The sequence below is a fragment of the Pedobacter indicus genome (assembly GCF_003449035.1).
GTDB lineage: Bacteria > Bacteroidota > Bacteroidia > Sphingobacteriales > Sphingobacteriaceae > Albibacterium > Albibacterium indicum.
Map to the genome: position 1 here is coordinate 1014279 of NZ_QRGB01000001.1, position 13413 is coordinate 1027691.

Genomic DNA, 13413 nt, shown 5'->3' on the forward strand with positions numbered 1-13413 from the left:
GATAAAAAATTAATAATGGATATATTAAAATTCATAACGGCGGGGAGTGTTGATGATGGGAAAAGTACGTTGATTGGTCGATTGCTATATGACACAGATTCAATCTTAGAAGATCAATTGGAGGCGATTCGGAATGCTAATCGTAAGAATGATGACGGTACGGTCGATTTAGCTATTTTGACTGATGGTCTAAAAGCTGAACGCGAACAAGGAATTACGATTGACGTTGCATATAAATATTTCCAGACAGATAAGCGTAAGTTTATTATTGCTGATACACCTGGTCATATTCAGTATACCCGCAATATGGTGACTGGTGCATCGGGGGCTGATTTAGCAATTATTTTAATTGATGCGAGAAAAGGTGTTATTGAGCAGACTATTCGACATACATTTCTTGTGTCGCTCCTTCAGATCCGGCATGTATTGGTATGCGTAAATAAGATGGATATGGTCGATTACGATCGCCTTGCTTTTGAAAAAATTAAGGAGGATTATCTTCGTTTTTCGAAGAAGCTTTCGATTCCTTCCATCGATTTTATCCCTGTTAGTGCATTGCGAGGAGACAATATTGTGGAGCAATCAACGAATATGGCTTGGTATGAGGGACAATCATTGCTTCATTTCCTAGAAACAGTCGAGGTGGAAAAAGGAAAAGCCGTTGATATCGGCAGGTTTCCGGTACAATGGGTTGTGCGGCCGCAGACGGATGAATTGCATGATTATCGAGGCTATGCTGGTCGGGTAGTTGGTGGCTCATTTAAAGTGGGTGATAAAGTGATTCTTCTGCCTTCGGGCTTCCACACCGCGATTTCTCATATTGAACTTAATAACGAACAGTTGGATGTGGCTAGTGAAGGGCAGTCAGTGATTTTGCGATTAACAGATGATTTAGATATTAGTCGCGGCGACTTGATTGTGACGGCGAGTGGAGAAAGTCCCAACTTGACAAAAGGTATTGAGGCTTCGATCTGTTGGATGGATACACGCCCGCTTGATCTTTCACAGACTTATTTATTGCAGGTTAACAGCAAGGTGTCTAGAGTGAAGATACGAGATGTTCACCATAAAATTAATATTAATACGCTAGAGGAAGTTGCAGCAGATAGTTTTGGGCTTAACGATATCGGCAGAATCTCTTTACGGTCTGCAGATGAACTTGCGATTGATTCTTATGCTAATAATAAAGCAACAGGAGGGGCTATATTGATCGATAGTCGGACAAACCTTACCGTAGGTGCTTTGATGTTTGACTAAATTTTTAGACTAAAGCGCACGAAATCTTTAAAAAATCTATTCAAGATTTAATGTTTTCATTAAATTTGGACGAATACAAACAGATCGTTTGGTGATGTTGCTCGGCGGTCTGTTTGTTTTAATTAACTTTAATGAAAGACGAAAGCAAGCTTATCCGGGAACAGTTTCCTCGTTCTCAAAATAGGGAACATTCGGTTCCTATGTATTTAACCTCCAGTTTTATCTTTGATGATGCGGAACAGTGCCGTGCTGTTTTTGCGAATGAACAAGACGGGATTATTTATTCCAGGTATTCCAATCCGAATACTTCTGAGTTTATCAACAAGGTTTGTGTAATGGAAGGTGCAGAAGCTGGCTTAGCATTTTCTTCAGGAATGGCAGCTGTATTTGCTTCATTCGCTGCTTTATTAAGGAGTGGCGATCACATCGTTTCTTCTAGAGCCATTTTTGGTTCAACACATCAACTCTTTACCGAGCTATTTCCGAGATGGGGGATTACACATACCTATGTGGATGCATCAAAACCTGAGCAATGGGAGGGTGCGATCCAGGAAAATACGAAGATGATATTCTTGGAGACGCCATCAAACCCTGGGTTGGAGCTTGTGGATTTGGAATGGCTGGGTGGATTTAAAAAGAAGTATCCCCATATTATATTGAGTATTGATAATTGTTTCGCGACACCTTATTTACAGAAGCCATTACAGTATGGGTTTGACCTGGTGAGTCATTCAGCGACAAAGTATATGGACGGACAAGGCCGTGTATTGGGTGGTGTAGTAGCCGGTAGGCAGGACTTGATTAACGAGATGATTTTCTTTATCCGCCATACCGGCCCTGCTATGTCGCCGTTTAACGCATGGATATTATCTAAAAGCCTAGAGACACTTCCGCTACGGATGGATCGCCATTGCAGCAATGCGCTTGCCGTTGCAGAAGCATTGGAAGCTCATGATGAAATAGAATCTGTCCGCTACCCCTTTTTGCCCTCACACCCTCAGTATGAGCTGGCAAAAAAGCAAATGAAGCTGGGCGGCGGGGTCGTAACTTTTATTGTAAAAGGTGGATATGAACGTGCGAAGCGTTTTATGGATGCTCTGGAGATGGTTTTAATCACTTCCAATCTAGGTGATTCCCGGACTATTATTACTCATCCGGCATCGACTACGCATTCAAAATTGAAAGAGGATGAGCGTTTGAATCTGGGTATTCTTCCCGGAACGGTAAGGATATCTGTCGGATTGGAGGATGTGGACGATATTAAAAATGATCTATTACAAGCACTTGATAGGAGTAAATAATTATGGAAGTTAATATCAAAAGAGTTAATCAGGCGGTACATTTCGAGGCATCGGCGGCTAGTTCACCGGTTACCGTCCATATCGATGGTTCACCAGATATTGGTGGTGAGGAATTAGGTGTGCGACCAATGGAGCTGGTTTTAATGGCTTTGGGTTCATGCAGTGTGTTGGATTTATTGAGTATCTTAAAGAAACAACGACAGGCAGTGGTCGACGTGAATATTAAAGTAACTGGCAACCGAAGGGAAGCCGTGCCTAATATTTTTACGGATATACATATCCAGTTTTTCCTTACGGGAGATATTGATGAGCAGAAAGCTCAGAAGGCCGCAGAGCTTGCCGTAAAAAAATATTGTTCAGTACACGATATGCTGGTGGCAGGTGGCGTCGAAATAACCTATGGAATTCAATTAAATTAAACAAAAATACTCTTCTTCTGTTTGTGTTTATGTCAGCAGTAACAGTGAAAAACTGATGTATTGCTGTGGATTGATATTGATAATTTAATTTTGTTATTATGGCTACCAAATGGGCGCTTGATCCCACACACTCAGAAGTTAATTTTAAAGTAAAGCACCTCGTTATCTCTACTGTCTCTGGTCATTTCCGATCGTTCGATGGTACGGTAGAAAGTAACGACGAAGCAGACTTTGAATCTGCAAAAGTTGCATTTTCGATTGATGCGGCTAGTGTGGATACGAACCAGCAACAGCGGGATGACCATCTTCGATCCGCCGATTTTTTCGATGTTGAAAATTTTCCTTCAATCAGCTTTGTTTCAACCTCTGTGAGAGCTATGGGAAATGAAGAATTTGTTCTTGAAGGAGATCTGACCGTAAAGGATATAACAAAGAAGATTGAGCTAAATGCTGAGTATGGAGGCAGTGTGACCGATGCTTATGGGAATTTTAAAGTTGGATTTGAAGTCACCGGTAAGATCAATCGAAAAGATTTTGGTCTCGTGTGGAACGCTGTTACCGAAGCGGGCTCCGTTGTGGTGGGTGACCGCATCAATATTCAGGCATCTGTACAGTTTATTAAGCAATAATTAAGTAGCTCTAGTCAATAAATTAGTTGCTAGGTTTCATGACCTAGCAATTTAACATTTCCCTTATTTTTTTTTCATCCTCTGTAATTTGCTGGATCATGTCTTCTAATTGATCAAAGCGGATATCATGCCTAATGAAATGTAAAAACTTGACGCGGAGCGATTTGCCATAAAGATTGCCACTGTAGTCAAAGAGGTGTACTTCAATACTTCGCGTAATGCCATTTACGGTCGGACGAGTACCAATATAACCCATCCCTTTGAAAGTCTCAATATCCTCATGGCTTTCGAATAGACCTTCTTTCACTTGGATATTATCAACGATGCTGACCTCTACTGCATAGATGCCATAAGCGGGAATAAGTTTATAGTTCTCTTCGATGTGAAGATTAGCAGTTGGGTAACCGATGTCTCTACCGATTTGTTTACCCATGACTACCAATCCGGTAAGTTCATAAGGGTAACCCAAGTATTTGTTTGCAATTTCAATTTGCCCTTTAATCAAGGCCTCCCGTATTTTTGTTGATGAAACAGTAACTTCGTTAATGTCCTGCTCTGAAATTTCCTGTACGCTGTATCCGTACATACTTGAATAAGCTAGTAAGTCGGGTAAAGAGCCGGTACGATCTTTTCCAAAGCGATGGTCGTATCCGATAACGATTTTCTTAAGTCCGATCTTGCTTACTAAAACATCGCGGATATAATCTTCCGGACTTTGTAGAGAAAATTCGCGTGTAAAAGGCGTAATAATCAGATGATCAAGTCCGCTAGCTGCAAGATTGCGAGCTTTTTCTTCGATTGTGCTAATTAAACGAAGGCTATCGTCTTCAGGATGGAGAATCATGCGTGGGTGCGGGAAAAAGGTAAGCATAACCGTTTCACCCTTGATATCTCTCGCACTTTCCACTAAACTAGCCAATATTTTTTGGTGTCCGATGTGCACGCCGTCAAAAGTTCCGATAGTAACTACTGCATTGTCGATCGGTATAAAGTCCTCTATATTCCTGTAGATCTTCATATCTCTTTCACTTTATTTTCCCTGATATGATCAACTAGCTCTTGAACCTCATATGCATCTTCAACTGAAAATTCACCACTCCTTGTTCTTCTTAAAGAATGTAGATATGCGCCACTATGGAGTGCTCTTCCCAAATCATTAGCGAGTGAACGTATATAAGTGCCTTTACTACAGATCACTTTAAAGCTGATCAATGGGAGAGCGATGTCTGTAATTTCGAAGGAATGTATATTAACAGTCCTTGGTCTGCGCTCAACTTCTTCGCCACGTCGAGCTTTTTCGTATAGACGTTCTCCACCAATCTTTATAGCTGAATGTGATGGCGGATATTGCTGCACTTCTCCGACAAATTGCTGTGCGGCTTCATATATTTTCGTGTCGGTAATATTGTTAATGTCAAATCTCTGATCGATTTCAGTTTCCAGATCATAGGAAGGCGTTGTGGCACCCAAATAGATCGTACCAATATACTCCTTTTCTTGAGCCTGTAGCAGATCAATTGTTTTTGTCTTTTTTCCGGTACAGAGCACGAGGAGACCTGTTGCGAGTGGATCGAGTGTCCCTGCATGTCCAACCTTAACTTTGAGTGGCTTGATGGTGTTTCGAATCTTTCCCACCACATCGAAGCTTGTCCAACGGAGAGGCTTGTCAACCAACAATATCTCACCCGCTTGAAAATCAAACTCGGGAAAGTCTTTTTGCTTTGAATGCATCTTTAAACAACACTTAAGCTATGTCCGCTTAATAATAAAATGATAATCACTAATCCTACAACAATTCGATACCAACCAAAGAGTTTGAATCCATGTTTTGTCAAGAAGCCTATAAACGATCGAATCGCAATAATGGCAACAATAAAACCAACCACATTGCCTATAACAAGAACATTGATTTCGTTGGAGCTAAGCTGTCCACCATCCATGAAGTAGTCGATCAGCTTTTTTCCCGTAGCTCCGACCATCGTTGGAACAGCAAGGAAAAACGAGAATTCAGCTGCTGCTTTTCGACTTAACTTTTCGGCCATACCCCCAACGATACTTGCCCCGGAACGAGAAGTGCCGGGTATCATGGCTAAACACTGGTATAGACCGATCCTGAATGCTTTTGCATAGGATATCTCATCAGAATCATCTATTTTGGGGTTGTTAAACCATTTGTCAACAAACAAAAGGATAACCCCACCGATAACTAATGAAACAGCAACAGTCATAGGGCTTTCTAGCATGTTATCGATCAGGTCACTGAAAACCAGTCCCAATACAGCCGCGGGCAAGAAAGCCACAAATAGTTTATAGTAAAAATCAAGCGATTTGAAAAAACGTTTGAAGTATAAAACAACGACCGAAAGGATCGTTCCTAACTGGATGGCTACAGTAAATAACTTTACAAAAGGCGTCGATTCCATGCCAAGTAAGGAAGTGGCAATAATCATGTGCCCGGTGGAGGAAACCGGTAAAAACTCAGTCAGCCCTTCTACAATGGCCAAGACCAAGGCTTCAAATAAACTCATATGTTAATCGCGTTTTGGTTTTTTTAGTATTGCTACAAATCCGAGAGCAAAACCAGCAATAACCACAATCGGAGCTAACGTGATTTTGGTAAAGCTGTAAATATCGGTTGTGCCTGACATAAGAATGAACCCGATGAAGACAACGACTACACTGGCAATCATTAGCTGATAATTGATCTTACCGAATACCATTCCGGTAGATTTGTTTTTTGTCTGAGAATCTTTCATGTTTTGAGCCATAATGATCTTATCTATATAAGTCGTTCATTCTTAAGCGTAAGTATTTTGACACGGCAAAGTATGTACTGAGTCCGGATATAAGGATACCAAGAATGACAACTCCAACAAATATCAGTGCGAATTCAAAGTAATTTCTTAAGATTATGAGTTCAGGGATCTGTTGCTGACCAAAATACAACACCAGAAGCAACATGATGATGGCAATGATCGCACCTAATAAACCATGAACAATACCATAGCCAATAAACGGGCTACGGATAAAACTTTTGGTTGCGCCGACCATTTGCATGCTTTTAATAAGAAAGCGTTGTGAATAGACGGCAAGACGGATTGTATTATTAATTAGAGCAACAGCAATAATCAGAAGAATACAAGCAAAACCCAATATAATTAAACCGATTATACGAATGTTTTTATTTACCATGTCAATCAATGATTCCTGATAAACTACCTCTTGGACCATTGCTTTTTCAGATAAATTTTCAGTGAAGACATCGATACTGTCTTTGTTAGCATATTCAGCTTTTAAGTATACGTCGATCGACGATAATAACGGATTATAACCCAGAAACTGAACAAAATCTTCACCCAAATCTTGTTGAAGGTTCCTTGCGGCAAGTTCTTTACTGATGTATTGAGTCTTGAGAACATATTTATCCGCATTGATTTCTTTCTGCAGGTTTAGAACCTCAGCTTCTTTTGCATCACCGTTGACGATGACGTTCAAAACAATATTTTCTTTAACGTAGTTCGAAAGGTTTTTAGCATGAACCAAGATAAGCCCTAATAAACCTGTCATAAGCAGCACCAGAGCAATACTGATTACAGTAGAAATATAAACTGATTTCGTTTTTCTTGACGTGGTACTAACTTCAAATTCTTCCATATCACAGATTTAAAATGCGAAATTAACTAAATGATGTGAGAAAAAGACAATCCATATTCAAAAACTATCAATGCCATAAAAAAATTCTATTTTTGCCAGTAAAGGAAAATATAATAGAATGGATTACCAATTTAACGAAATAGAGCATAAATGGCAAAAATTTTGGGCCACCAATAACACTTTCAAAGTAGATAATACGTCTGAAAAGCCAAAATATTATGTTTTGGATATGTTTCCTTACCCTTCAGGCGCCGGGTTACACGTGGGACATCCTTTGGGGTATATAGCTTCTGATGTGTACAGTAGATATAAGCGGTTAAAAGGATTTAATGTGCTGCACCCAATGGGTTATGATTCTTTTGGTTTACCGGCTGAGCAGTACGCGATACAAACTGGTCAGCATCCAGCGATTACCACACAGCAAAATATTGATCGTTATAGGGTTCAGTTGGACAAAATAGGGTTTTCCTATGACTGGAGCAGAGAGGTGCGTACAAGTGATCCAAGCTATTATAAGTGGACACAATGGATCTTCATGCAGCTTTTTAATTCTTGGTATGATAAAACAACCGATAAGGCAGAGCCAATAAGTTCTTTAATCGAGCATTTTGAAAAGAACGGAAGTGAAGTGATTGATGCGGTAGCCGATGATAATACCAGGCAATTTACATCCAGCGAATGGCTTGCATTTTCTGATGAGGAAAAGCAAAAAGAGCTTTTGAAATATAGATTAGCTTATTTGAAAGAAAGCTCGGTGAATTGGTGCGCAGCTTTAGGCACTGTTTTAGCGAATGATGAAGTTGTTGGTGGAGTTTCGGAGCGAGGTGGTTATCCAGTTGAGCAAAAAAAGATGATGCAATGGAGTATGCGGATAACCGCTTATGCAGAACGTCTATTACAAGGCTTGGAAACAGTGGATTGGCCGGAACCCCTGGTTGAAATTCAACGAAATTGGATAGGGAAGAGTGTTGGTGCATCGGTGACATTTGATACAGAGACTGGTAAGGAGATCGAGGTATTCACAACCCGTGTCGATACAATCTATGGGGTAAGCTTCCTTGTATTGGCTCCTGAACATGAGTTGGTTGAGGAGTTAACCACTGAAGAACAAAAAAATGAAATACAAGCCTATCTGACCGCGACAAAGAAAAAGTCTGAATTGGAGCGTATGGCTGATACCAAGACAGTTTCTGGTGCGTTTACGGGAAGTTATGCGATTCATCCATTGTCAGGCGAACGGGTTCCAATCTGGATAGCAGATTATGTTTTAGCAAGCTATGGAACTGGCGCGGTTATGGCCGTTCCCTCGGGGGATCAGCGAGATTATCTTTTTGCTAAACACTTCGATTTACCAATTGTGCCCATCCACGATCAGCAAAATATTGAAGAGCAAGCTGACCCATCGAAAACAGGTAGGTATATAAATTCGGATCTTATCAATGGATTGACCTACGATGAGGCGGTGGCTTTATTGCTTGTCAAACTCGAAGAAATAGGCAAAGGGAAGAAAAAGGTAAATTATCGCATGCGAGATGCAATTTTTGGCAGACAGCGCTACTGGGGAGAGCCCGTTCCTGTATATTTTAAAAACGGCTTGCCTCAATTGATTGCGGAGGGTGATTTGCCACTTATTCTGCCTGAGGTGGATCAATATTTACCCACTGAGACGGGTGAACCTCCGTTAGCTAGAGCAAAAGACTGGAAATATAAGTCGGAATACGATTACGAATGGAGTACGATGCCTGGTTGGGCTGGCTCTAGCTGGTACTGGTACCGTTATATGGATGCAAATAACTCAGATGAATTTGTGTCAAAAGAAGCTGTTAATTATTGGAAGGCGGTAGATTTATATATTGGAGGTTCCGAACATGGCACTGGGCATTTATTGTACAGTCGTTTTTGGAACAAGTTCTTAAAAGACCGGGGTTATGTGCCCGAGGAAGAGCCCTTTAAAAAATTGATTAATCAAGGGATGATTCAAGGGCGTTCGAATTTCGTCTATCGCATCATAGATGATGAAGGCAAAGGGACGAACCGGTTTGTTTCGTATGGTCTTAAAGATCAATACAAGGTTACACCTATTCATGTTGATGTCAATATTGTTGTAAACGACATTTTAAATATAGAAAAGTTTAAAGCCTCTCGAAAGGAATATCAAGACGCAGAATTTGTTTTGGAGGGAGGGAAATACCATTGTGGCCATGAAGTTGAAAAGATGTCTAAGTCTAAATTCAATGTTGTGAGCCCGGATGATATCATTGAAGCTTATGGCGCAGACACCCTGCGGATGTACGAAATGTTTTTGGGGCCTTTAGAGCAGAGTAAACCATGGAATACAAACGGCATAGAAGGAGTATTTAAATTCCTCCGCAAATTCTGGAAGCTTTTTCATGATGCTGATTTTAATTTTACTGTTTCGGATGAAAAAGCAAGTCCGGCAGAGTTAAAGTCGCTCCATAAGATTATCAAAAAAGTTCAGGAAGACATTGATCGTTTCTCATTCAATACCTCTATTTCTGCATTTATGATATGTGTTAATGAACTGACTGATCTTAAGTGCAATAAACGAGAGGTTTTGCAGGATCTCTGTATTGTGCTTTCACCCTATGCTCCACACATCACCGAAGAGTTGTGGGAAAAACTTGGAAATCAGGCAGGCACCTTGAGTTATGCAAGCTATCCGGCGTTTAATCCAGAGTATTTGGTAGAAAACGAATTTGAATACCCTGTTTCTGTTAATGGTAAGGTGCGGGCGAAAATTAAATTTCCATTGGATATGGAAAACGCTGAGATCGAAAAACAGAGCCTGGACAATGAAGATGTTCAGCGGTATGTAGAAGGTAAAACCCCCAAAAAAATTATTATTGTTAAAGGTCGGATTATCAATATTGTAGTATGATGCTTTTATAGTAAAATGTCCGTGTAACGTAGTTGTTGCTTTGTTTTTTGACTCAGGGATGTAACAATACGCCCATCGTGGAGACTAATTGAGCAAAGAGTAAAAACACAGATGAAAAAAATACTACTATTTGCCCTGCTAGCTGTATGGGGACTTCAGGTGAACGCACAAACCAAAGGCACTGTAACTGGTTCAGTGGTCGATTCAGCAACCAATATGCCGGTGGACTACGCTACGATTGCTTTGTTTGCAGAAGGTAAAGATGTGAGCGTAAACGGATCCTTGGCAGATGATCAAGGGAACTTTTCAGTCAATGAAGTGCCTGCAGGAACCTATCGCGTAGTTGTTAATTTCTTAGGCTATATCGAAAAAACAATTCCTTCGGTTGAGGTGAAAGCAGGAACGGTAGAGCTTGGAAAAATATTCTTGTCTCCTTCTGCGACTCAACTGTCTGAAGTCTCGGTTACTGGTGAGAGACCACTTATTGAGAATAAAATTGACCGTTTAGTTTATAATGCTGAAAAGGACGTTACTTCAGCTGGTGGGAATGCTACCGATGTGTTGCGCAAGGTTCCTCTGCTATCGGTAGATATGGATGGTAATGTTTCACTCCGCGGTGATCAAAATGTCAAAATCCTGATTAATGGTAAGCCCTCTGGGGCGATGTCAAACAGTGTAGGTGATGCATTGAAGATGATTCCGGCTGATCAGATTGCCAATGTAGAGGTGATTACCAGTCCTTCCGCTAAATACGATGCCGAAGGAACTTCTGGAATTATTAATATCGTTACAAAGAAGAAGGATATCGTTGGTGTGAATGGCTCACTTTCCGCCGGAATTGGAACCAGACAAAACAATTCGAATGGAAACATTAATCTTCGTAAGGGGAAATTCGGAGTAACCGCTAATGCAGGTGCGCATTGGTCATGGCCACAAACGACAACCATTGGTTTTACACAAATTGATAATGATGGTACCACCACGTTGATGCAAAATGGGTCAAGTGAAGCGCAACGTCTGGGTGGTCGCGGGTCGATCGGTGTGGATTATGATTTGGATGAAAACAATCTATTTAACACCACATTCTCGTTGAACAAATTTAGCATGGATATGGAAGGTGTTTCTACCTCGACATATCTTAATAGTCCTAACTTAGTGAGCAATTCTGATCAGGATAGAGGTTTCAATGGTTTTGACTGGTCACTGGGCTATACGCACAAATTTGACAAGCCAAAGCAAGAGTTGGCGATCGTCGGTCAGTTCTCAAGAAATAAAAATAATACAGACTATTCAACTCTATATACAGAAGGTGATCGACTGAGTGAAATGGGGGTTAATGATGGTACAAATGACGAGCTGACAATGCAGGTTGACTACGCGCACCCCTTTGCGGAAAAGGCAACCTTAGAGGTAGGTGCTAAGGCTATTTTGCGTGATATCAGTAGTTTGTCAGACATTCGGGAACTTGTTGATGGGTCTTATGAGCTCAATCCCAATCGTTCTTATGATTATAGTTATGATCAGGACGTTGCTGCGGGTTATGCATCTTTAAACTATACCATTAGTGAAAAGTATCAATTGATGGCAGGTGTCAGAGCTGAATATACCAAATTAAACGGTGAGTCTGTAGCTAGCTTTGACGCTTTCGAAAATGACTATTTAAATATTTTGCCGAGCGCCGTTATTTCCCGGAAATTAGGTGCGATGTCAAGTTTGAAGTTGAGTTATAACCAACGTATCCAACGTCCGAGTTTGTTCTACCTGAACCCATTTAGAAACACATCTGACCCGATCAATCAAAGTCAAGGTAACCCCGAACTAAAGCCGGAGTTGTCACATAACTTTGAATTAGGTTATTCAACTTTTATCAAGGGGGGGACTGTCTTAAATGCTTCCGTGTACTATCGCTTGACCAATGACGTGATTGAGAGTTTGGTGACAACGATTGATAACCCTGACAATGAAAATCAGCCAATCGTTTTACAAACATTTGATAATATTGGTCAGAACAGATCCTTCGGAACCAACCTTTTTGCTTCTGTGAACCCGATCAGAAATTTGACACTGAGGACAAATTTGAACCTGTATACATATAACATTGATGCTACTGGTGTGAATGGCAATTTGACTACAGAGGCTGATGAAACGCATTTTATGTATCGTGCATTTATCAGTGGGAGCTATAATATTGCGAGTAGCGGATTTATTGCCGAGACTTTCTTTATGTTAAATTCACCTCGCCGCACTTTCCAAGGTACAAATCCCTCTTTCAATATGTGGAGCCTTGGTTTCAAGAAGGAGATACTAGACAAAAAGGCGAGTATCGGTGTTAATATTATCGATCCATTTAACGAGACTAAGTTCTTCGATTCCGAGATCTTTACGCCAAACTATACCCAAAATTCGAGTGTAGGTGTACCATTCCGTTCCTTTGGGGTGACATTTAGTTGGAACTTTGGTAAAATGGATTTCAAAGAAACGCAAAAGAGAAGACGTGGGATCAGTAATGACGACCAGAAACAAGGTGAAAGCCAGCAAGGGCAGGGTGGTATGGCCCAATAACTATTGATACTTACTGAACAAGTAATTAAAAAGGCAGAGATTTCCAATATCTCTGCCTTTTTAATTTGTGAAGAAGATGTTTTTGACCGACGCTAAGGATTAGTAACTTCTAATATTTTATATTTTCGAATTCCGACAGGCATTTTCCATTCTACTTCATCTCCAATTTTAAAACCAATCAGCGCCGAACCGATCGGCGTTAAAAATGAAACCTTCTGCTGTTTCATGTCGGCATTCGCCGGCTCAACAATGGTAACCGTCGTTTTAACTTTACTTTGTTGATCCTCAATAGTTACCAATGAATTGATCTTGACGCGATCGGCCGGTACTTTGTCTTTTTTGACCACCTTAGCCCGACTGAGTTCGTATGCAAGTGACATGGGGTTATCCGGATTCGGAGTAACGTGATTTCTTAAAATGTTGTAGTCTTCTTCACTTAATACTACGTTGTTATTTGATGTTTCCATATTACTGTTCTAATAGTTGTAAAAAAAATGACAGGAAAATTTGATAAAAATGTTTTAAGTCTATGAATACGTGCCGAGTAGCCTGTATTTACAAAATGAGGTATTTGATGAAACAGGGATACCGCAACTTCGAACTTCGAGAGCGTTCCGTTAAACGATATGTGATATTCTGATTCATTTTCCCAAACTTAATAAATAAAAGATAAATCGGCAATAAACTTTTTT

12 protein-coding genes are annotated in these 13413 nt (G+C 40.5%); 6 read left to right on the plus strand and 6 right to left on the minus strand.

Features of this window, described 5'->3' with window-relative positions; all coding sequences use genetic code 11:
• Positions 1 to 15 precede the first annotated feature (15 nt).
• The 4 genes from D3P12_RS04675 to D3P12_RS04690 all read left to right on the plus strand — a co-directional run bounded on the left by D3P12_RS04675 (position 16) and on the right by D3P12_RS04690 (position 3606).
• Positions 16 to 1257, plus strand: a complete 1242-nt coding sequence (locus D3P12_RS04675) for a sulfate adenylyltransferase subunit 1 (RefSeq protein WP_118193911.1) — start codon at positions 16 to 18, stop codon at positions 1255 to 1257.
• A gap of 131 nt (positions 1258 to 1388) precedes the next feature.
• The gene (locus tag D3P12_RS04680) at positions 1389 to 2558 is read left to right on the plus strand and encodes a trans-sulfuration enzyme family protein (protein WP_118193912.1); all 1170 of its coding nucleotides are present in this window, start codon (positions 1389 to 1391) and stop codon (positions 2556 to 2558) included.
• A 2-nt stretch (positions 2559 to 2560) separates the two neighbouring features.
• The gene (locus D3P12_RS04685; RefSeq protein ID WP_118193913.1) at positions 2561 to 2977 is read left to right on the plus strand and encodes an OsmC family protein; all 417 of its coding nucleotides are present in this window, start codon (positions 2561 to 2563) and stop codon (positions 2975 to 2977) included.
• A 98-nt stretch (positions 2978 to 3075) separates the two neighbouring features.
• Positions 3076 to 3606: a YceI family protein gene (locus D3P12_RS04690; RefSeq protein WP_205941059.1), complete on the plus strand. Its 531-nt coding sequence runs from the start codon at positions 3076 to 3078 to the stop codon at positions 3604 to 3606.
• Positions 3607 to 3649: 43 nt separating this feature from the next.
• On the opposite strand, the gene D3P12_RS04695 is transcribed toward D3P12_RS04690, so the two are convergent.
• Genes D3P12_RS04695 through D3P12_RS04715 form a run of 5 tightly spaced genes read right to left on the minus strand, consistent with a single transcriptional unit; the run spans position 3650 to position 7260 of the window.
• A complete protein-coding gene (locus tag D3P12_RS04695) occupies positions 3650 to 4624 on the minus strand; it encodes a bifunctional riboflavin kinase/FAD synthetase (RefSeq protein ID WP_118193915.1) in 975 nt (324 codons plus the stop codon).
• Positions 4621 to 5337 carry a tRNA pseudouridine(55) synthase TruB gene (gene truB / locus D3P12_RS04700; protein ID WP_118193916.1) on the minus strand — a complete coding sequence of 239 codons (717 nt, stop codon included), beginning with the start codon at positions 5335 to 5337 and terminating at the stop codon, positions 4621 to 4623. The genes D3P12_RS04695 and truB overlap by 4 nt, the downstream gene beginning before the upstream one ends.
• A 2-nt stretch (positions 5338 to 5339) precedes the next feature.
• The gene (locus D3P12_RS04705) at positions 5340 to 6134 is read right to left on the minus strand and encodes an undecaprenyl-diphosphate phosphatase (protein ID WP_118193917.1); all 795 of its coding nucleotides are present in this window, start codon (positions 6132 to 6134) and stop codon (positions 5340 to 5342) included.
• A gap of 3 nt (positions 6135 to 6137) precedes the next feature.
• Positions 6138 to 6362 carry a DUF3098 domain-containing protein gene (locus D3P12_RS04710; protein WP_245977389.1) on the minus strand — a complete coding sequence of 75 codons (225 nt, stop codon included), beginning with the start codon at positions 6360 to 6362 and terminating at the stop codon, positions 6138 to 6140.
• 19 nt (positions 6363 to 6381) lie between these two features.
• Positions 6382 to 7260: a cell division protein FtsX gene (locus D3P12_RS04715; RefSeq protein WP_118193919.1), complete on the minus strand. Its 879-nt coding sequence runs from the start codon at positions 7258 to 7260 to the stop codon at positions 6382 to 6384.
• Between the two features lie 118 nt (positions 7261 to 7378).
• Between D3P12_RS04715 and leuS the strand changes: the two genes are divergently transcribed.
• Both leuS and D3P12_RS04725 read left to right on the plus strand, forming a co-directional pair.
• On the plus strand, positions 7379 to 10159 hold the full coding sequence (gene leuS, locus D3P12_RS04720) for a leucine--tRNA ligase (RefSeq protein ID WP_118193920.1): 2781 nt from the start codon (positions 7379 to 7381) through the stop codon (positions 10157 to 10159).
• Between the two features lie 111 nt (positions 10160 to 10270).
• Positions 10271 to 12721, plus strand: a complete 2451-nt coding sequence (locus tag D3P12_RS04725) for a TonB-dependent receptor domain-containing protein (RefSeq protein WP_118193921.1) — start codon at positions 10271 to 10273, stop codon at positions 12719 to 12721.
• Positions 12722 to 12813: 92 nt separating this feature from the next.
• Here the strand turns inward: D3P12_RS04725 and D3P12_RS04730 are convergent, their stop codons facing one another.
• A complete protein-coding gene (locus tag D3P12_RS04730; protein WP_118193922.1) occupies positions 12814 to 13188 on the minus strand; it encodes a GreA/GreB family elongation factor in 375 nt (124 codons plus the stop codon).
• Positions 13189 to 13413 lie beyond the last annotated feature (225 nt).